Consider the following 20741-nt stretch of genomic DNA (forward strand, 5'->3'; position numbering starts at 1 on the left):
TCGCGGCGTGCGTATCCACGCCGCGAAAGCGCGCTAATTCCCCGGATTCAGCAGCCAGGTGCCTGGCTTGTCAATCACCAGCGACTGCGCGCGCATGCTGGTGCCTGAATGCACCTCGATACGATACTGACCCGCCGCCAGGTTGAGCGCGGCAAAGCCGTTGCTGCCGGTTTTCACCTCCACCGGCTGGCCGTTGAGCACCACGTTGGCGCCGCGCTCTAGCTTGAGGTAGACCGTCGCCAGCGTGGCGGGCGTCGCCGGCGGCGCGCTATTCACCACGGGATTGTCGACTACGGCAGGCGTCGCATTTTCCGGCGCCGCGTCGCGCCTGTTGGTCAGCCAGGCGACCACCACGACCGCCAGCAGCGCCGCAGCCGCCAGCGCCACCAGCCCCGGCGACAGACGACGCACGTTGCGCGGCGTCACCGGCTCGACGCTGGCCGAGGCGTGATTCACCGCCATCACCACCGGCGCGGGCGTCGCTACGTCCTCTTCCTCGACCACGGGCGTCGGCGCGGGCGCAGCAGCGACCGGCTCCGGCGCAGGCTGCAGGCTATTGACCACCGCCTCTACGTCGCTGACGGGCAGATCGATAAGCGCGGCAAAGGCGTCAATCGACTGCGGGCGATCGGCGGGCTTCATCGCCAGCGCGCAGTCCACCGCGTGCAGCAGCGGCAGCGAATAGCCGGGCGGCTGACGCTCGACCAGCGGCTGGTAGTTATCCTCGATGCAGCGCACCACGCTTACCGGCGGCGGATTGCCGGTAATCAGGCTGTGCAGCACCGCGCCGAGCGCGTAAATATCGGTCCACGGCCCCTGTTCGTTTTCACCCTCTTCGCTGTACTGCTCAATCGGCGCGAAGCCCGGCTTGAGCATAATTTCGGTTTCGTCCGACAGGTTGCCGATCTCTTTACGCGCCGAGCCGAAGTCGAGCAGCACCGGCAGCTGGTTTTCCTGAATCTGAATATTATCCAGCGAAATATCGCGATGCAGATAGCCCGCCTGATGGATGGTGCTGATGGCACCGAACAGCGGCGGCAGCAGGCGGCGGATCCAGGCCTCGCTCACCGCATCCGGGCTGGTCTGCTGCCACTCTTTCAGCGTCATGCCGCTGTAGTAGAGCGTGCCCATATAGGCGGTGCCGTTCTGCTCCCAGAAGCGCAGCACGTGCAGCAGGCCGGGATGGTTGAAGCGCGCCAGCAGACGCGCCTCCTGGATAAAGCTGGTCAGGCCGGCGTTAAACAGCTTTTGATAGCGTTCGCCGCGCAGCTCCAGCGACAGATCCTCGGCGCGCACCGCCAGCGACACCGGCATATACTCTTTAATCGCGATGGTGCGCTCAAGCTGATGATCCCAGGCGCGATAAACGATGCCAAACCCGCCGCCGCCAATCACTTCCTTGATTTCAAACTCGTTAAATCGGTATCCCGCAGGGAGCGCGTTGGGCACCGCTTTCTGATTATCATTTGCCGACATAGTGAACTCTCTGAACACCGCCTGGCAGCCAGGCTGCGCTGTAATTAATTGATGTTACGCCACGCACCTATCGCCGGATCGACCAGATCGGCGTGCAGGGTGTCGATCAGTAACACATTCACTTTTTGCTGTGGCATAAACTGCGGTCCCCAAAGACCACGCAACGTTTCCACCCGCGATTTCACGGCGTCCGGATCCTGCTGCGCCGTATTTTTATCCATTTTCACCAGCAGCGCGCCGTTAAAGCGCCAGACGTGGCTCGCCTCGTCGAAAGGCAGCACCAGCCAGCTGTCCGCGGCATCGGCGCGCGTCACGATCATGCGCTCTTTATTCGCGGCCACCACCTGTAGCGAGTTGCCGGCGATTTGCAGGTTCGCGATAGGGTAGCCCTGATAGAAGGTGACCGGCAGAGGCGTGTTTTTGCCCTTGCTGGCTAAGATTAACGCGCTTTTGCCTTCCAGCCAGCCGTCGTGCGGGCACTGCGCCTGCGCGACGTCGGGAATAAACAGCGACTGGCCGTCGGCGTCCCACGCCGTGCGGAAGCGGCAGCCGCCGGGCAGATCGAAATTCTGCAGCGGCGCGCTGTTGGCCGGGCGCGACAGGTCGAGCGGCGCCGCGTTGGCGGCGCTGGCGCTGGCGGTCGCGTCGGCCATGACAATCGGCCGCCAGTTTTGCAGCTTGCTGGCGCTGCCGCTGGCCAGCACGCCGCCCTCTTTATTGGTCATCTGCCAGGGCAGCTCATCCAGCGTGCCGCACTGGTTCGCCAGCAGCGTGCCGACGCGCGGCAAAAAGGTCGTCAGCACGGCGGAATCGGTGCTTTTGCCGGAAACGATGCGCAGCGGCAATGTCTCTTTGCACCAGTCGTCGGGCGCTTTGCTTTTTACGCCATCGATAAAAACCTCCAGCGCCAGGCTGGGAGAGTAAACCACGCGATAATCTTCGGCCTGCGCGCTGAAAGCGATAAGCAAGGTCGCAATGCCGGACAACCACAATTTCATAAGGATCCTTGGTATCAGTCGCGGGGCGGCAGAAAACGTGCCGAATCCGCCGCAGAATAAAGCAACGTAGCGTCCTGAGGTTCGCCGATCCATACAGAGAGCGCGCTGAGATTATCCTTTTTCACGCTGCGGCTGACCGCTTTTTCCATCAGCGCCAGCCACTCTTCGCAGGCGTTCACCATACGCAGCGCCTGCTCCATCTCTCTGGCCGTCAGGTTAAGCCAGAAACCGTCGGTGCAGACCAGAAAGGCGTCGCCATCCTCCAGCGCCAGCTCGGCGGAGAAGGTCACCGGACGCGCCGGATCCGCGCCGAGCGCATTATAGAGTAAATTACTGTTAATGCCGGTATTTTCATAGCCCGCATCCTTTAACTGCTGCGCCAGGCTGTGATCGCGCGTGACGTCGAACAGCGTGCCGTGGCGGAAGTGGTATACCCGGCTGTCGCCGGCGTGCGCCCACCAGGCGCGCCGCTGCGGGCGATCGATAAACAGGGCCGCCAGCGTGGTGCTCATGCGGGAGAAAGCGGGCTGCTGCGTCTGCGCCTCGCGCAGCGCCGCGCGGCAGCGCTCAATCGCCGCGTGCGTGTTTTCCGGCGTCAGCCGCGGCTGGTCGCGCAGATCGGCGAGCAGGGTATCGCGCACCAGCTGCGCGGCGCGATCGCCGCCTGCCAGGCCCGCCACGCCGTCGCAGACCACGAAGCACGCCTTCTCGTCGGTGATCTCCGCGCCGGTGCGGTCCTGGTTCTCATCGCGCAGCCCCTGCTGGCAGCGGCTGGCAAATACAATCTTCATGCGTCGTCCGTCCGGGTCTGCGAATCTTTGTACTGGTTCACTTCCACATCGTAGGCGTGCAGAAAGGCTTCGCCGAACAGCGTGTGGAAGTCATCTTCGATCTCGCCGGCGGTGCGCTGATAGTTACGCGTAAAGTAGTCCCAGAGCGCAGCTTTTCGGGCGACAGATAAGGGGAGCTTAGGCAGCACGCCCTCGCTGCGCGCCTGCTCTTCCAGACGCTGCGGGTTAAACGACTGCAGCATGGCGGCGATAATGGCGCGAATACCGGCGATCATGCCGAGCTGATGCGCCTGCAGATCCACCAGCGCATCGCGCACCGCCTGCTCCGGCGGCATAAAGCCAGGCATCTGGCTTTGATACATCTGCATCAGCACGGTTTTGCCGGAGGGCAGGATCTTAAAGGGGTTGTTCGCCTCGTTCAGGATCATCGTCATATCCGCCTTGACGCCGCGCTTCAGGATCTGGCGCGACGACAGCAGCGCGACCGTGCCCTGTGAAAAGAGACTCAGCATCCGTCCCGTGACGCGCATCTGCTCTTCGTCGATCGGCGTGGCGTGACCGTTGTTCAGCCCCATCCCCTCCAGCAGCGCGGCGATCAGCTTCTCCTGATCCTGTAAAGCGATGCCGGTCGGGCGCGGCGCCTCGCTCTTTTGCGGATCGATCGCCAGTCGCGCGTCGCTGTGGCGCGACGCAGCAGGCGGGGCAGAGAAAACGCTCTCTGTTGGTTCAATCTCATACATGCCCAGCGGATCGTCCTCCAGCTGCAGCTCGCTGACGAACAGCGCCAGCGGATCGTCCTTCGCCGCGTCGGCGCGCGCCGGATCCTGCACGGCAAGCTGATATTCGCCAATTTGCAGCGCGTCCCCATGGCGCAGCTGAACCTGCATGCCGCGCTCCAGCGCGACGCCATTGTGTACCACCGCGGTCACGCTACCCTGGTTGGTCAGGCGGCACTCGCCGTCGGCGGAAAGGTGCACCAGCGCCTGCAAACGCGAAATAGCGCGCGATTCGTCCGGCAATACCAGATCGTTATCCTGGCTACGGCCGATGGTACCGCCGGGCGGCTGAAACGCCACGGTTTTTACCGGAACATCCGTATTGCACTGCACAATGGTAAATTGCATGAGTCATCCCGTGTCTGATGGGCAAACGCAAGGCCGTTATTCGAACATTGGCGGATAGAGGCCGTTACGTCCCGGCTGAGTACCTGCCGCCGGGTTAAAAAGTAATAAAAACAGTTGCGCCGTCAGGTTGCCGCTGTGCTTATGGGTCGCATGGGCGAAGCCGTCGCAGCGGTTGGTCCACCAGTAGCTGATATGCTGCTGGGGATCGAAGCGGTCTGCCACCTCGCGCCAGCTCAGGGTGCAGGGCAGGTCGCTAAAGCCAATGACGTCCATAATGTCGGAATGCTGCTTCTCCGGCACCAGCAGCGGCGGCAGCGCCTGCATCTGCTGCTCCAGCTGGGCCGGCGCGATCTGCACCTGCACCGCCTGATAGAGCGTGGCGCCTAAGTCCTGAAACCAGTCGCCGGAGATCGCGAGCTGCGCCGGATGCCACTGGCTGAGCGGAAAGGTGCGCAGCGCCAGCAGCGGCCAGGCGCGGCCCACGCGATCGCACGAGGGCATCAGGCAGCCCATCTGCACCTGCTGCACGCCCGGCGTGATCGGCAGAACGAAGTTCCATACCGGCGCCTGCAAAAACCAGCTGGTGGCCGCCTGCTCCTGACTGTGCCAGTGCATCAGCCCCTGCTGAAACCAGTGGGTCCAGGGCGCGATATGTTTCTCGCTCAACCGGTGACGAAGGAAATCGCCGGTTGAGGGGAGCTTCCCGTACCAGCCGGGGGCGACGATCGCAGCCATACTCACCTCATCATTACTCGCTATGCGCGGTCAATCGCTGCGCGTCCGCCGCCGGCGTCACGGCCAGCGCGCTGCCTTCGCGGCCCGCATTTTTAAGATTTTCCGCAAGCTTGCGCATCATCAGCGCGTTGTCGCGCGCATAGGGCGAAGACTGAATCTGCTGATCCAGCAGCTGGCTGAGGTGCCAGTCGAGCTGCTGCAGGTCGCGCGCGCTAACGTTCTCAGGCAGCGAGCGCTGCAAATTTTGCATCAGCCAGGCGCGTAAAAATTCGCCGTCGTAGTTGCGCGGCTGATAGAGCATTTGGTAGGCGCGCAGCGCATTACGGCTGTACTCATTGTCGTCGCCCTTGTCGTTTCGCAGCAGGTTAGTGATCTGCTGCGCGACGCGCGGTAATAGCAAAGACTTTAGCGCATTTTGATAAAGCGCCCAGGCGGCATCGCTGACCTGGGTGCCGCGATAAAGCCCGGCGCGCATGGTAACTGGCGGATTATCCAGCGAAAAATGCTCAGAGAGCGGCAGTTTCACCAGGTTGTTCAAAAAGGGAAGCAGATCAAAAATATTATCCGCCGGCTGATGGATCACCTGCTGGCTCTGGCTGGCGATAACCGGCACGCGCTCCGCCACCTGGCTGAGGTAGCGCTGGTTCTGGAAAAAGCTGATCAGCCAGAGCCCCGAGGCGATAGTGAGGGCGCCCGCCAGCACGCCGTAGCCAATCCAGTGGAGCAGCTGGTTGCGGTGCTCCCAGTGGCGGTTGCTGCCGGCAAGGCCGCTTTCGCGGAACACCAGGTCGCTGAGCAGATCGCGGATAAAAAAGCTCTGGCCCTTGTTGCCGGGGATCGGGCTGTTGCGGTTGACGCTGTCCCAGGCGGCGATGGTCTGACCGCCCGCCTGCGGCAGCTGCAGCTTGCGGCTTAGCTCGCCCATAATACGGTCGAAGGGCAGACCCTCCTGGGTGCCGCTGGTAAAGAAGAGCCCGCGGGCGCTCCAGGCGATCGACTCCTGCTGGTCAGAGAAAACCACGTCGAGATACTCGCTCAGCAGCGGGCGCAGCGAGGCGAACTCCTGCGGAAAGAGGAAACAGTCGGCGCGCTGGCTGAGGTCGCGCTCCTGCGCCATCTTGTGGCTGAGCTGCTGCTGAAGCTGCTGCTCCAGTCGGTGGAACTGCTGATGAAAGCTGCGGTGCCAGTCATCTTTATGCGGCTTGCCCGGCTCCCAGGGAAAGGTAAAGCCCCAGATGGCGTCGCGCTGGCGCTTCTCCAGCGCGCCGAAATAGCCCAAAAAGCCTTTGAGCAGATCGGTTTTGGTCACCATGACGTAGACCGGAAAGTGAATGCCGGTCTGCTGGTGCAGCTCGCTCAGACGATTGCGCATGGCGCTCGCCTGGGCATAGCGCGCCTCGGCCGATTCGCTCAGCAGATCCGCCACGCTCAGGGTCATGATCACGCCGTTGATCGGCTGGCGCGTGCGGTAGCGCTTCAGCAAATTGATAAAGCTGTGCCACTCGCCGGCGTCGCGCGCGCGCTGGCTCTCCTGCAGGGTATAGCGTCCGGCGGTGTCGATCAGCACCGCCTGGTCGGTAAACCACCAGTCGCAGTGGCGGGTGCCGCCTACGCCGCGAATCGCGGTCTTGCCGACGCTGTCGGTCAGGGGAAAGTCGAGTCCGGCGTTGAGCAGCGCGGTGGTTTTGCCCGCACCGGGCGCGCCGATCACCAGATACCACGGCAGCTGATAGAGATAGCTCGACTGCATGCGCGCTAGCCAGCGGCTGTTGCTTTTGCGGCTGAGGGGCATGCGTTTCAGCTGCATCACCGCCTCGCTGAAGCGCTGGGTGAGCAGCTCCTCGGTCGCCTGGCGGTCGGAGAGATCCTCCGCGCCCGCCTGCTGCAGGTTATCGAGCAGCTTGCTGTTGAACCAGGCGCGATAGAGCGAAGGGATAAACTGAAACAAAATCCAGATGAAAAAGAGCAGGCCCACCGTCAGCTGGCGCGGCAGCGCCGGCTCCAGCGGGCGGGTCTCTCCCCAGCTCCAGAACGGGCCGAGGATCCAGACGAGACAGCTCAGCGCCGTCACGCCGATAAAACTCCACAGCAGGCGATGGGTGAGAGCAGGGCGTAAGGATGCGCGCATTACTGGGTTCCCTGATGATTACTGAGCGTTTCCGGCGCGGCGAACAGCGTAATTTCGACGCGGCGGTTGCGAGTGCGGTTTTCGTTGCTGTCGTTGGGCAGCAGGGGATCGCTGTCGCCGCGTCCTTCAGAGCGGATCGCATGGGCGTCGGCGAGCTGCGACTGCAGCAGCTGGGTCACGGCGCGAGCGCGAGCGAACGAGAATTCATAGCTGGAGGCGAAGCGGCTATTGTCCACCGGGCGATTGTCGGTAAAGACCGACACCAGCACCGTGCCTTTGACGTTCTTCATCGCCGTGGCGACGCGGGCCAGTAAGGCGCGGCCGACTGGATTGATAGCGGTGCCCTGTTCGGCGAACAGCTTGTCGGCGGGAATAATCACCTTGCTGCCGAACGCGCCGTCGCTGACTTCAAGCTGGCCAGCGGCGATCACGTCGTTCAGGCGCTGGCGCAAATCGAGCAGCGCCTGCGGCGAAGAGGGACGGCGGCCGACGGTGATCTGCGGCAGCGGCGTCTGATAAATGGCGCGCAGCAGCGGTTCGGCGTCGTTGCCGAGCCGCCAGTTCAGCGCGCTGTAGAGCAGGCAGGCGAGCAGCGCGGCGACGGTAGCGCAGGCCCAGAGCGGGATCATCGGGCGCGAGATGCTGCTGACCAGCGGATGCACCTGGACCAGCGGCCTGGCGCTCCCGCTTTGCGGCTGGCGCGTCTCCTCGATAAGCTTCGCGAGGCGCTTGCGAATGGCGTCGCACTGCACGCGTCCGCTGTCGCTGCCGCGATAGCGGCCTTCGTAGCCGAGCAGCAGGCAGTAGTGCACCACCTCCAGCAGCCAGAGGTGCTGGGCCGGGCTTTGTGAAATGCGCGACAGCAGCTGGAAAAATTTTTCGCCGCCCCAGCTTTCATTGTGAAAGGTGACCAGCATGCCGTTACCGGACCAGACGCCGCGCGTGCCCCACGGGGTTTGCGCCGCGGCCTCGTCCAGCGCGCTGCACAGGCAGTAGCGCGCGCCGATAATCATCTCGAACGGCAGTCCCGCCTGCTTGCAGCGCTGCTCGAACTGGCGGATTTCATCAATCAGCGACTGACGCAGGCCGGCGGGGTCGTCGTGCGTCACCGCCTGGCGAAGCTGCACCACGGCGTTCAGCAACGGCGCCGCAGCCTGCAGTAAAAGATTATCGTTGCCCGAGGCGTTCGCCTCTGCGGCCTGCGATTCCTGAGTCATTAACGGGGATTCTTCCAGACAAGAGCAGATCCCTGAGTGGCTAGCTCAGGGATGACAAACTGGCAATATGCGCCGGATTTCATTATCAGTCTAAGATCCAGGTCGCGGTATCGTTGGTGCGGCACGCTTTGCTGGCGCCGCCGACATCGACGCAAACCTGCTTATTTTTACCGCGCGGCCGTGGGCGATCGCTGCGCAGCGTGGCGTCGTAGCGGCTGCTCTCTACGCCCGCTTTCAGCGGAACATAGCCGATCAGCGGGCCGTCGGCCTGGTCGGCGATCGCCAGCCAGTGGTTTTCAACGCTGCCCAGCACTTCGAACGGCTTGCCGGTTTCCAGATAACGCACCACTTTGCCGCCGTAGTCGGGCGTGGTCATCACCGACGCCGCATAGAGCGCGCGCCAGGTTTCATTAACCGGGGTAAATTCAGCAGGCGCGGCGACCGCATGACGATGCACTAACTTAACGCCATTGACTTCGCTGGTGACCAGCGTGTCATCGGTGACAGACGGCGGCGGCGCTTTACAGCCCGCCAGGGTCAATGTCGCCAGCAGCATTAACGCAAGACTCTTTTTCACCATGTTCCTCGATTTCATCAGAGTAACTGCATAATACGTCGCCATCGTCACGCTGGTGACGACCTGCGCCCGGCATCATGCCTTCACAGCATCAGCTAAAAAAACAGACAAATTACATCAGGATAGTACTGCATCCAGTCTACCTAAGACTTTTGAGATTTCAAACCATTGCGCGGTCGCTAAAGCCATGCTAGTCAGCCTGACGCACGGCGCGCAAAAATACCAAAAAAGGTCGCTGAGTAGTTCAGTTAAACGAAATTTAAGGATGAATGCCGTAACGTGATGAGTTATGAAGCAGGCTATTTTGTCATGCGCCACCAGGAATAGGAAATTATTAAATTTTTTTAATCGCTTTAGCCACCTGCGCCTTCCGCGCCTCTCCTTTTTCGCCTGCGATTTTCAGAATATACGGGTGAAAGCGCGCGCACTTTTTCCATAAACCGGCACGGCTTTTGCTTTTTTTGCCCACATAAGGCGACGCTGAGCGAAAGGGATGCACAACAAGTGTGCGCATGGTGCGTTGGCGAAGTGCAGCCGCAAAGTCGATCGGGCGGAGAGGCGGTGCTCAGGCAGCGTTCCTGAGGGTTGTGCAATCTGGCATGTGGCTTGCTTGAGCAATAAGGCATTCGCATTGCTTTCGCCAGCCGTGGTGAAACAGTGCTTTGGATAAAGGCGTCCGTCTACCTGCGCAGCCAGGTCGATCGGACGCCTTTTTTTATTCTCTTTTACCGGACCGGCGATAAGCAGCCGCTTTGTCTGCCTTATGACGCAGGCCTAAACTGCGCGCCGCTGCGCCTGCGGCAGCGACGCCACCAGCACGTTGACGCCGAGCGCTTCAAAGGCGGCGATCTGCGCCGCGCTGATGCCGTTGTCGGTGATCAAATAGTGGATATGGCTCCAGTCGCAGGGCAGCGCGAACATCGACACCTTGTCGATTTTGCTGGAGTCCGCCACCACATAGACCGTGCTGGCGGAGTTAATCATCGCCATTTTCACCTTGATGTCGGTTTCACTGGGGAAGCTGAGGCCGAGGCGCGGCGAAATGCAGGCGGTGGCGAGAAACAGCTTCTGCGCCAGCACGTTTTCAAAAAAGCTCGCCGCTTTTTCGCCGGAGGTGGAGAGGGTTGGGAATTTAAAGGTGCCGCCGGTAAGCAGAATGTTGATGCCCGGTTCGCCGCCCAGCTTGAGGGCGATATTCACCGCGGTGGTCACCACCGAGAGGCGGCGAATATGGCCGATCGCCTCGGCGATGGCGGTAGTGGTGGTGCCGGAATCGAAAATCACCGTGTCGCCATTTTCGATATGCTGCGCCGCCAGTCGGCCGATCGCCTCTTTTTCCTCCAGATGGGTCTGCCGCTCCAGCAGCAGCGCGCCGGTATTCTGCTTGCCGGTCATCAGGGTCGCGCCGCCGTGATAGCGCTGCACAAATCCCTGCTTTTGCAGCATTCTCAGGTCGGTACGGATCGTGGCTTCCGTCAGGCCGAACGCCTCCGTCAGCGCCTTAACCGTCACCGTGCCGTCTTCGCGGATCATCTCCAGAATCTTTTCGCGGCGCTGCTGCATATCGGCAAGCTGCTCAGTTTTGCTTTTCAATCGAAATGCTCCCTCTTCTCAACCACGGTTATATCCGGCGAATTGATGCCTGACGCTGAGTTTACCCCGCACTTTTGGCGAATGCGAGACGACCCAACGCGCCGGTTATTTTCGAACGAAAATCATAATCTCGCATCCCTTTGAAAGCGCAGGGTTCGCGTAGCGCCTTTATCCATGCCCGTTTCAGGCCCATCAAGCTATATCACGCGAAAACAAGGGGATAAAAATAATTTTCGCGAGGTGTATGAAATTTGATCTCACCCACATACCATTGCGATTCGATAGCTTATATTTTTGTTCGAAAATCAAATATCCCGTAAGCCCGGAAAAATCCGTTTTAGCTGGAGCGGCCGCCGGCAGCGACACAAGAGAGGTAGAGATGAGCAGCGAATATGACGTAAACCTGCGCTACGGCGTCGACAGCGCGATGGATCTTGGCGGCAAAGTGGCGGTGGTGACCGGCGGACTCGGAGGCATCGCCATGGCGAGCAACGAGATGCTGCTGGCGAAAGGGGCGCGTCTGGCGCTGCTCTATCCCCCTTTCGAAGCGGAAAAGGTCGCCAGCCTGCGCGACAGCTTCGACGCCGACAAGGTGCAGTTCGTCACCTGCGACGTCACCGATCCGGCGTCGGTAGAGAGGGCGTTCGACGAGGTGGCGCAGCACTACGGCCAGATCGATATCCTGGTCAACTGCGCCGGCTACGTGATGCTGCAGCCGGTGCTGGAGACCGATTTCGCCGAATGGCAGAAGCAGATCGCCGTCAACCTGACCGGGCCGTTTCTCTGCGCGCAGGCGGCGGGCAAACGCATGGTCGCGGCGGGCAAAGGGGGCAAAATCATCAATATCGCCTCGCAGGCGGCCTCGATCGCGATTGATAACCACGTCGCCTACACCTCCGCCAAGGCGGGCCTGCTCGGCATGACCAAAGTGATGGCGAAAGAGTTCGCGCCGCACCGTATTAACGTCAATACCCTGTCGCCCACCGTGGTGCTGACGCCGATGGGCGAAAAAGCCTGGCGCGGCGAGAAGGGCGAAGCGATGAAAAAGCTGATCCCGTTAGGCCGCTTCGCCTACACCGACGAAATCGCCGCCGCCGTGCTGTTTTTCGCCAGCAACGGCAGCGACATGATTACCGGCGCCGATCTGATGATCGATGGCGGTTTCACCATCTGGTAATGCAGCACCAGCCCGAAAGCCTCATCCCCCTACAAATAGAAGAGAGAATATCGCCATGAAAATCCGCTCCCTGCTGTGCACCGCGATCGCCGCCAGCCTCTTCTCCAGCGCCGGCTTCGCGGCGGAGAAAGGCACCATCATGATCCTCGTCAACTCGCTGGATAACCCCTATTACGCCTCGGAAGCCAAGGGCGCCAACCTCAAGGCGCAAGAGCTGGGCTACAAAACCTCGGTGCTGTCGCACGGCGAAGACGTCAAGAAGCAGAGCGAGCTGATCGACGCCGCTATCGGCAAAAAAGTGCAGGGCATTATTCTCGACAACGCCGACTCCACCGCCAGCGTCGCGGCAATCAAAAAGGCCAAAGAGGCTGGTATTCCGGTGGTGCTGATCAACCGTGAAATCCCGGTCGACGATGTGGCGCTGGAGCAGATCACCCATAACAACTTTCAGGCCGGTTCCGACGTCGCCACCGTGTTCGTCGAGAAGATGGGCGAGAAGGGCAAATATGCCGAGCTGACCTGCAACCTGGCGGACAACAACTGCGTGACGCGTTCGAAATCCTTCCATCAGGTGCTGGACCAGTATCCCGATATGCAGAGCGTGGCGCGCCAGGATGCGAAAGGCACCCTGATCGACGGCAAGCGCATCATGGACAGCATTCTGCAGGCGCATCCCGATGTGAAAGGGGTGATCTGCGGCAACGGACCGGTGGCGCTGGGGGCGATCGCCGCCCTGAAAGCGGCGGGCCGCGACGACGTCACCGTCGTGGGTATCGACGGCAGCAACGACGAGCGCGACGCGGTGAAGGCGGGCACGCTGAAAGCCACGGTGATGCTGCAGGCGCAGGCGATCGCCGCGCAGGGCGTCACCGATCTGGATAACTTTATTCAGAAAGGGGTCAAGCCGGCGAAGCAGCGCGTGATGTTCCGCGGCATCCTGATTACGCCGGATAACGCCAGCGGCGTGCAGGACTTCAACTTTAAGTCGTAACCCCTTGCAGCGGCGCCCGTCCTGGACGGGCGTCAGGAGAACCCCATGGACAGACGACTCTGGCTTCTGCTTCCGATGATTGTGCTCAGCGGTTGCCGCATTGTGTCGCAGCAGGAGCTGGCGGATCTGAAAAATCCGCCGAACCCGAAGATGGCGAATATCGCCCAGACCTGGCGTGAACAGCTGGTGCCGCAGGTGCAGCGCGACGCGAAACCGGCGGGCGAACTGCTGAAGGCGCTGCAGGCGGCGAAAGATTTCGACACCGCCTGCAGCACGCTGGGCTATCGCAGCCAGGCTGAAAACCCCTGCGTGTTTAGCGTCAGCGTCAGCGGCGAAGTGACGGCGGTCAATACCACGTCGCGCAGCGGGCGCATGACGGTAAAAGACGCCTCTGGCGACAACATCACGGTGCAGACCGGACCGATTATTCCCGGCACCGCGCTGCGCGACGCCTATAAAGGGTCAAGCTATCAAGACTTTAACGACCAGGTGCTGTTCGGCGACTACGGCCGCGCCATCAATCAGCAGGCCTCCAGCATGATGACCGCCTTCAAGCCGAAAGTCGGCGACAAGGTGCAGCTGACGGGCGTATTCAGCAGCTGGGATGTGCCGCAGCAGATCCCGAACGTGACGCCTGTCGCCATCGCGCGGCAGTAAGGAGCGGTTATGCAGCATCCACAAGCGGACGGCGAGGTGATTATCGAGACGCGCGGCCTGTCGCGCATCTATCCCGGCGTCACCGCGCTCGACCAGGTCAACTACCGCGTCTATCGCAACAAGGTCAACGTGCTGATCGGCGAAAACGGCGCGGGCAAATCCACCATGATGAAGATGCTGGCCGGGGTAGAGACCCCTTCCAGCGGCGAAATTCTGCTCGACGGCGAGCCGGTATCGCTCTCCTCGACGCACCAGGCGGAAAAACAGGGCATCAGCATTATCTTTCAGGAGCTGAACCTGTTTCCCAACATGAACGTGATGGACAACATCTTTATCGCCAACGAGTTCTTCCAGCGCGGCGTGATCAACGAGAAGTATCAGTATGCGCTGGCGAAGTCGCTGCTGGAGCGGCTGGAGCTGGATGTCGATCCCTACGCGCCGCTGGGCGAGCTGGGCATCGGCCATCAGCAGCTGGTGGAGATCGCGCGGGCGCTCTCGAAAGATACGCGCGTGCTGATTATGGACGAGCCGACCAGCGCGCTCAGCCAGTCGGAGGTGAAGGTGCTGTTCAACGTTATCGAACAGCTGAAGCGGCGCGGCGTCACCATCATCTACATCTCGCACCGGCTGGAGGAGCTGATGGAGATCGGCGATCACATCACTATCTTCCGCGACGGCCGCTTTATCAGCGAGCGCGAGGTGCGCGACGCCAGCGTGCCCTGGATTATCGAACAGATGGTCGGCGACAAGAAAAAGCACTTTGACTATCAGGCGGCGGCGCAGGGCGAAACGGTGCTGGAGGTAGAGGGTCTGACCGCGCTGCATCAGAACGGCGGCTACCGGCTCAACGACGTCAGCTTCTCGCTGCGCAAAGGGGAAGTGATCGGCATTTACGGCCTTTTAGGGGCCGGACGCACCGAGCTGTTCAAAGGGCTAATCGGCCTGATGCACTGCCAGTCGGGCAAGGTGCGGCTGGCCGGCAGCGCGCTGGAGCGGTGCAGCTTTCAGCAGCGGCTGAAGCGCGGCATTACGCTGGTGCCGGAGGATCGCCAGGGCGAAGGCGTGGTGCAGCTGATGTCGATCACCGCCAACATGACGCTGACCGACCTCAGCCTGCGCGGTTTCCGCCGCGCGCTGCGCCTGCTGCATCCGGCCAAAGAGAAGCGGCGCGTCGACGAGATGATCCAGCATCTGGCGATCAAGGTCAGCGATCCCGAGCTGCCGATTACCTCGCTGAGCGGCGGCAATCAGCAGAAGGTGGTGCTGGGCAAGGCGCTGATGACCGGGCCGCAGGTGGTGCTGCTGGACGAGCCGACGCGCGGCATCGACGTCGGCGCGAAAACCGACGTCTATCACCTGATCGGCACGCTGGCGCAGCAGGGGCTGGCGGTGATGTTCTCCTCTTCCGAACTGGATGAGGTGATGGCGCTGGCGGATCGCGTGCTGGTAATGGCCGACGGCCGTATCACCGCCGATTTATCCCGCGCTGACGTCACGCGCGAAAAACTGATTACGGCCTCAACGCCGCATGACTAAGCCGCCGGTTTACCAGGCATGACGGGCGACATCGTTCGCCCGCAGGAGAGATGATGAACCAAAAATACCTGCTCTATATGTACCTGCTGAAAGCGCGCACCTTTATCGCGCTGCTGATCGTCATCGGCTTTTTCAGCGTTATGGTGCCGAACTTCCTTACCCCGTCGAACCTGCTGATTATGACCCAGCACGTCGCCATTACCGGGCTGCTGGCGATCGGCATGACGCTGGTGATCCTCACCGGCGGCATCGATCTGTCGGTGGGCGCGGTAGCGGGCATCTGCGGCATGGTGGCGGGCGCGCTGCTCACCAGCGGCGTGCCGCTGTGGGGCGGCAATACCCTGTTTCTCAACGTGCCGGAGGTGATCCTCGCGGTGGCGCTGTTCGGCGTGATTATTGGGCTGGTGAACGGCGCGGTGATCACCCGGCTCGGCGTCGCGCCCTTTATCTGCACTCTGGGGATGATGTATGTGGCGCGCGGCGCGGCGCTGCTGTTCAACGACGGCAGCACCTACGCCAACCTGGTCGGCCTGCCGGCGCTCGGCAACACCGGCTTCGCCTTTCTCGGCTCCGGCACGCTGCTCGGCATCTATCTGCCGATCTGGCTGATGGTGGGCTTTCTGCTGCTCGGACTCTACCTGACGCGCAAAACGCCGCTGGGACGCTATATCTACGCCACCGGCGGCAACGAATCGGCCGCGCGGCTGGCGGGCGTGCCGATCGTGAAGGTGAAAATTTTCGTCTACGCCTTCTCCGGCCTCTGCGCCGGGCTGGTGGGGCTGGTGGTGGCGTCGCAGCTGCAAACCGCCCATCCGATGACCGGCAATATGTTCGAGATGGACGCCATCGGCGCCACGGTACTGGGCGGCACGGCGCTGGCGGGCGGCCGCGGCCGCGTCTCCGGCTCGATTATCGGCGCCTTCGTCATCGTCTTCCTCGCCGACGGCATGGTGATGATGGGCGTCAGCGACTTCTGGCAGATGGTGATCAAGGGGCTGGTGATTGTCACCGCCGTGGTGATCGACCAGTTCCAGCAGCGGTTGCAAAGCAAAGTGGTGCTGCTGCGTCGCCATGAAAAAAAGCAGCAGTCGACATCGGTATCTGAAGTCAGTCATGGATAAGCGGAGGGCAACATGACGCGTAATTTTCAAGGAAAAACCGTAGTAATCACCGGCGCCTGTCGCGGCATCGGGGCCGGCATCGCGGCGCGCTTCGCGCGCGACGGCGCGAACCTGGTGATGGTCTCCAACGCCGAGCGGGTGTTCGCCACCGCCGAAGCGCTAAAGGAGAAGTACGGCAGCGATATTCTGGCGCTGCAGGCGGACGTCACCGACGAAGCCGCGGTCCAGCAGCTCTATCAGCAGGCGTTCGAGCGCTTCGGCCGCATCGACGTGTCGATTCAGAACGCAGGCGTGATCACCATCGATCGCTTCGACGCCATGCCGAAAGCGGATTTCGACAAGGTGCTGGCGGTGAACACCACCGGCGTCTGGCTCTGCTGCCGCGAGGCGGCGAAGTATATGGTGAAGCAGAACGGCGGCAGCCTGATCAACACCTCTTCGGGCCAGGGGCGTCAGGGGTTTATCTACACGCCGCACTACGCGGCGAGCAAGATGGGGGTGATCGGCATTACCCAGAGCCTGGCGCTGGAGCTGGCGCCCTGGCATATCACCGTCAACGCCTTCTGTCCCGGCATTATCGAGAGCGAGATGTGGGACTATAACGACCGCGTCTGGGGCGAGATCCTCAGCACCGATGAGAAAAAATATGGCAAGGGCGAGCTGATGGCGGAGTGGGTCGAGAATATTCCGCTGAAGCGCGCCGGCCAGCCGGAGGATGTCGCCGGGCTGGTGGCGTTTCTCGCCTCTGACGACGCGCGCTATATTACCGGCCAGACCATCAACGTCGATGGCGGGCTCATCTTCTCCTGACCCTCTCTTCAGGCTGGATAAATCTGAGTTTATCCAGCTTTTCCCCTGGTTTATCCGCTTATCACCGCCATTCTCTGCAAACTCATCATGATGTGTTAAAGTTGATTCAAGCCATTTTGTGAGACAGGTCTCGTTAATCAGCCGAAAAACCCGATAAGACGCTATGTTTTTTCACCGCTTTGCCCGCCCCTTTTTTGCCTCTTCGCCCCTTGTCGCGGCGATCCTTTCCGCTGTGCCTGCGGCGCAGGCTTTCACCGGAACCGCCTCCGTGGCGGAGACGCCTTTCGAGGATCCGGCGCGCTTTAACCAGCAGCTGGCGGCGCTGCCGTCGCTGGGCAACGCGCAGAGCGACGACGAGTGGAATAAGCGGCTCGCCGTTATCGCCAAAGATATCGGCGAAGCGAGCCAGAACAGCGATAACAGCACCAGTTTCGGCCAGCAGGCGGGCGTCTGGGCCTTTAACCATTTTCGCGACGAGGTGGCGAACCGCGTGGAAAGCGAAGGGGAGTCGCTGCTGTCGCCTTACGGCAACGCCCAGCTCGATCTGATGGTGGATATGCAGGGCAACTTTACCGGCACCGGCGGCGATCTCTTCACCGCGCTGGCGGACGAGCGCAGCCATCTCACCTTTAGTCAGGTGGGGGTGCGCGACACCAGCGATGGGCTGGTGGGCAATATCGGTTTGGGCCAGCGCTGGGTGACGCCGGACTGGCTATTGGGCTATAACGCCTTTCTCGATCGCAGCTTCGCTATCGGCCAGCAGCGCGCCTCGCTCGGCACCGAAGCCTGGAACGAGAATCTGCGTTTCTCCGCCAACTACTATCACCCGGTAGGCAGCTGGAAGAACAGCGGCGACAGCGAACAGCAGCGCATGGCGCGCGGCTACGACATCACCACGCAGAGCTATCTGCCGTTCTATCGTCAGCTCGGCGTGTCGCTGAGCTGGGAGCAGTATCTCGGCGACAACGTCGATCTCTTTCACAGCGGCAACCGCTATCACAACCCCTCCGCGCTGTCGCTCGGCCTCTCCTATACGCCGGTGCCGCTGGTGACGCTGTCGGCCAGCCACAAGACCAGCAGCGCGGGCGAGACGCAGGATCAGCTGGGGTTAAAGCTCAACTATCGCTTCGGCGTGGCGCTGAGCAAACAGCTGGAGGCGAGCAACGTCGCCGAGGCGCGTTCGCTGCGCGGCAGCCGCTATGACCGCGTCACCCGTTCCAGTACGCCGGTGCTCGATTTTCGCCAGCGCAAAACCCTGTCGGTGTTTCTCGCCACGCCGCCGTGGCAGCTGACGCCGGGCGAAAGCCTGCCGCTGAAGCTGCAGATCCGCCACAGCCACCCGATTAAGGCGGTGAGCTGGCAGGGGGATACCCAGGCGTTGAGCCTGACGCCGCCCGCCAATAACAGCCAGCCGCAGGGCTGGAGCCTGATCGTGCCCGCCTGGGATGACTCGCCAGGCGCCAGCAACGAGTACCGCCTGTCGGTGACGCTGGAGGATGATAAGCAGCAGCGCGTCACCTCGAACTGGATCACCCTGAAGGTGCAGCCGCCGATGCAGGCCGATGCCGGTGCGGCGTCCGATCGCTTCGATATTATGGCGCCCTGACAGCAAACGCGCGGCCGGCGATAAAGTGTGACAATTGTCACAATATTTCGCTGGTCAGGCGCGTGGGAAAGTCGCAGAATCGCCGCAAAATCCCTTATCACCTGCAGATCATGATCGTTCGTCCCCATCGCCACTGGTTCGTTCGTTTGTTCGCCTGGCACGGCTCTGTGCTGCCTGTTATTTCATTTCGTCTGTTTCTCAACCTGCTGATGTCGCTGCTCGCGCTCTGGCTGCTTAACTGGTACGAGACGCTCGGCATAAAGCTGACGCTGGCGCCTTTTAGCCTGCTTGGCGTCTCCATTGCGGTGTTTCTCGGCTTTCGCAACAGCGTCTGCTTTGCACGCTTCAGCGAGGCGCGCCATTTTTTCGGCGCGCTGCTGATCGCCTGCCGCACGCTACAGCGGCAGGTGCTGGCGCTCTTTCCTGAAGATGCGCCGCGTATTCAGGCGCTGCTGCTGGCGTTCTGCTACAGCCTGAAGCACCAGCTGCGCCGCAGCGACGCGCGCGCCGATCTGCAGCGGCTGCTCGGGGAAGATGCCGAGTGGGTGCTGTCGCGCCGCTCGCCGACCAATATGCTGCATCTTCAACTCTCGCACTGGCTGGCGGATCAGCGTCGCCAGGGCAAAATCAGCGATCTGGTGTGGAGCAATATCGACGAGAGCCTGAATCAACTGGCGGCGGTGCTCGGCGGCTGCGAACGGCTGGCGAGCATGCCGGTGCCGTTCGCCTACGGCCTGCTGCTGCATCGCACCGTCTATCTCTTCTGCACGCTGCTGCCGTTCGCGCTGGCGCCCGATCTGCACTACATGACGCCGCTGGTATCGATGTTTATCTCCTACACCTTTTTGTCGCTGGATACGCTGGCGGAAGAGCTGGAGATGCCGTTCGGCTATCAGAACAACCATCTGCCGATGGATGCGATCTGCGCCAATATCGAGATCAGCCTGCGGGAAATGGCGGGGGAAGAGGAGACGCTGCCGACGCCGCTGCGCCCGGACGCCTACTACCGTCTGACCTAGCCCTGACGGCGCGTCTCTGCGGGGAGCGAAAAAAGGCCGCTTGCGCGGCCCTGCGCGCCCGGTTGACACGGACCGGGCGCAGAGTGAGGGTAAAATCTTATCAGAACTGGTAGATCAGGCCGACGGCGGTGATATCGTCGGTCTTCAGGCCCAGCGGGTTGTTGTCGTCCAGCAGGTTGATCTTGTACTCCACGTAGGTCGACATGTTTTTGTTGAAGTAGTAAGTGGCGCCCACCGCAACATATTTGAAGATGTCGGCGTCGCCGATATTCTCAATCTCTTTGCCCTTTGATGAGACGTAGCCTATCGACGGGCGCAGGCCGTTCAGGAACTGATACTGCGCCACCGCTTCGAAGTTCTGCGCTTTATTGGCGAAGCCGCCGCTGATTGGGGTGGCGTTCAGGGTTTCGCCATACATCGCCGCCAGATAGATCTGATTCGCGTCATATTTCACCGCCGTCGCCCAGTTCTGCGCTCTGTCGCCGTCGCCGCGCGCCGCTGCATTCTGCGCTTCGGTGCGGTCGAGGCTGGCGTAGGCGCCGGTAAAGCTCAGGCCGAAATCGAAGGCGTAGCTGGCGGAAAGGGCGTAGCCGTCGCCGTTGGAGCGGCGCACGCCGTCGGTGTTGCCGGCGCGATCGTTTTTACCTTCATACTGCGCCGCCAGGCTCAGTCCTTTAACCAGGCCGAAGAAATCTTTGTTGCGCCAGGTGAGCAGGCCGGTAGAGCGTCCTGCCAGGAAGGCGTCGGTGTAGCCGGAATCGCCGCCGAAGAAGGGCAGCATATCGGTATAGGCGAACGCGTCGTAGACCAGCCCGTAGTTGCGGCCATAGTCGATCGAGCCGGCGTCGCCGAACTTCAGGCCAGCATAGCCGAGACGGGTGCGGTTGCCGGTCTGCGCGTCGCTGCCTTCCGAGTTGCGCAGGCTGTACTGATACTGCCAGAAGCCATAGCCGGTCAGCTGGTCGGTAATTTTGGTTTCGCCTTTAAAGCCGAGGCGCGTATAGGAAGAGGTATCGCCATCGTTGCTGCTGTCGTTGGAAAACAGGTGCGAGACGTTAATTTTTCCCACTAAGTCGAGTTTGTTGCCATCTTTATTATAAATTTCCGCTGCCTGGCCGGCAGATATTCCCACAAGAGACGACACCACTGCCGCCGCTAACGCGCGCTTCATCATTTATATTTACC

Annotated in this window: 18 protein-coding genes; 8 read left to right on the forward strand and 10 right to left on the reverse strand. The window is 61.4% G+C overall.

Going from position 1 to position 20741, the window contains the following annotated elements; translation table 11 throughout:
- Positions 1-33 precede the first annotated feature (33 nt).
- From AC6I7Z_RS08535 to AC6I7Z_RS08575, 9 genes are all read right to left on the reverse strand, one after another.
- Positions 34-1476, reverse strand: a complete 1443-nt coding sequence (locus AC6I7Z_RS08535) for a serine/threonine protein kinase (protein WP_497813860.1) — start codon at positions 1474-1476, stop codon at positions 34-36.
- A gap of 44 nt (positions 1477-1520) precedes the next feature.
- Positions 1521-2474, reverse strand: coding sequence for a hypothetical protein (locus tag AC6I7Z_RS08540; protein WP_497813861.1), 954 nt, complete (start codon positions 2472-2474; stop codon positions 1521-1523).
- A gap of 14 nt (positions 2475-2488) precedes the next feature.
- The gene (locus tag AC6I7Z_RS08545; protein ID WP_497813862.1) at positions 2489-3265 is read right to left on the reverse strand and encodes a PP2C family protein-serine/threonine phosphatase; all 777 of its coding nucleotides are present in this window, start codon (positions 3263-3265) and stop codon (positions 2489-2491) included.
- Positions 3262-4389 carry a type VI secretion system-associated FHA domain protein TagH gene (gene tagH / locus AC6I7Z_RS08550; RefSeq protein WP_497813863.1) on the reverse strand — a complete coding sequence of 376 codons (1128 nt, stop codon included), beginning with the start codon at positions 4387-4389 and terminating at the stop codon, positions 3262-3264. Before tagH ends, AC6I7Z_RS08545 begins: the two co-directional genes overlap by 4 nt.
- Positions 4390-4425: 36 nt before the next feature.
- Positions 4426-5124, reverse strand: coding sequence for a type VI secretion system-associated protein TagF (tagF, locus tag AC6I7Z_RS08555; protein ID WP_497813864.1), 699 nt, complete (start codon positions 5122-5124; stop codon positions 4426-4428).
- Positions 5125-5137: 13 nt separating this feature from the next.
- Complete coding sequence (tssM, locus tag AC6I7Z_RS08560) at positions 5138-7252, reverse strand: type VI secretion system membrane subunit TssM (protein ID WP_497813865.1); 2115 nt, start codon at positions 7250-7252, stop codon at positions 5138-5140.
- Entirely contained in the window at positions 7252-8469 is a 1218-nt protein-coding gene (icmH, locus tag AC6I7Z_RS08565; RefSeq protein ID WP_497813866.1) for a type IVB secretion system protein IcmH/DotU, read from the reverse strand. Before icmH ends, tssM begins: the two co-directional genes overlap by 1 nt.
- An 85-nt stretch (positions 8470-8554) precedes the next feature.
- Entirely contained in the window at positions 8555-9049 is a 495-nt protein-coding gene (locus tag AC6I7Z_RS08570) for an SH3 domain-containing protein (RefSeq protein WP_179944743.1), read from the reverse strand.
- 771 nt (positions 9050-9820) lie between these two features.
- Positions 9821-10639 (reverse strand): DeoR/GlpR family DNA-binding transcription regulator, encoded by an 819-nt coding sequence (locus AC6I7Z_RS08575; RefSeq protein ID WP_497813867.1) that lies wholly within the window; start codon positions 10637-10639, stop codon positions 9821-9823.
- Between the two features lie 379 nt (positions 10640-11018).
- Between AC6I7Z_RS08575 and AC6I7Z_RS08580 the strand changes: the two genes are divergently transcribed.
- The 8 genes from AC6I7Z_RS08580 to AC6I7Z_RS08615 all read left to right on the forward strand — a co-directional run bounded on the left by AC6I7Z_RS08580 (position 11019) and on the right by AC6I7Z_RS08615 (position 19556).
- On the forward strand, positions 11019-11816 hold the full coding sequence (locus tag AC6I7Z_RS08580) for a GolD/DthD family dehydrogenase (protein ID WP_497813868.1): 798 nt from the start codon (positions 11019-11021) through the stop codon (positions 11814-11816).
- A 55-nt stretch (positions 11817-11871) separates the two neighbouring features.
- On the forward strand, positions 11872-12807 hold the full coding sequence (locus AC6I7Z_RS08585; protein WP_333620916.1) for a D-ribose ABC transporter substrate-binding protein: 936 nt from the start codon (positions 11872-11874) through the stop codon (positions 12805-12807).
- A 45-nt stretch (positions 12808-12852) separates the two neighbouring features.
- Entirely contained in the window at positions 12853-13464 is a 612-nt protein-coding gene (locus AC6I7Z_RS08590; RefSeq protein WP_497813869.1) for a DUF2291 family protein, read from the forward strand.
- A 9-nt stretch (positions 13465-13473) separates the two neighbouring features.
- Positions 13474-15000 carry a sugar ABC transporter ATP-binding protein gene (locus AC6I7Z_RS08595; RefSeq protein ID WP_497813870.1) on the forward strand — a complete coding sequence of 509 codons (1527 nt, stop codon included), beginning with the start codon at positions 13474-13476 and terminating at the stop codon, positions 14998-15000.
- A 53-nt stretch (positions 15001-15053) separates the two neighbouring features.
- The gene (locus tag AC6I7Z_RS08600) at positions 15054-16121 is read left to right on the forward strand and encodes an ABC transporter permease (RefSeq protein ID WP_048786390.1); all 1068 of its coding nucleotides are present in this window, start codon (positions 15054-15056) and stop codon (positions 16119-16121) included.
- Between the two features lie 12 nt (positions 16122-16133).
- Complete coding sequence (locus AC6I7Z_RS08605; RefSeq protein ID WP_497813871.1) at positions 16134-16931, forward strand: glucose 1-dehydrogenase; 798 nt, start codon at positions 16134-16136, stop codon at positions 16929-16931.
- Positions 16932-17094: 163 nt separating this feature from the next.
- The gene (locus AC6I7Z_RS08610; RefSeq protein WP_497813872.1) at positions 17095-18537 is read left to right on the forward strand and encodes a YchO/YchP family invasin; all 1443 of its coding nucleotides are present in this window, start codon (positions 17095-17097) and stop codon (positions 18535-18537) included.
- Between the two features lie 110 nt (positions 18538-18647).
- Positions 18648-19556 carry a bestrophin family protein gene (locus tag AC6I7Z_RS08615; protein WP_497815417.1) on the forward strand — a complete coding sequence of 303 codons (909 nt, stop codon included), beginning with the start codon at positions 18648-18650 and terminating at the stop codon, positions 19554-19556.
- Positions 19557-19656: 100 nt separating this feature from the next.
- On the opposite strand, the gene AC6I7Z_RS08620 is transcribed toward AC6I7Z_RS08615, so the two are convergent.
- Positions 19657-20730 (reverse strand): porin, encoded by a 1074-nt coding sequence (locus AC6I7Z_RS08620; protein WP_497813873.1) that lies wholly within the window; start codon positions 20728-20730, stop codon positions 19657-19659.
- Positions 20731-20741 lie beyond the last annotated feature (11 nt).

It is taken from the genome of Pantoea sp. X-Soil-MYKO-1289, assembly GCF_059730625.1.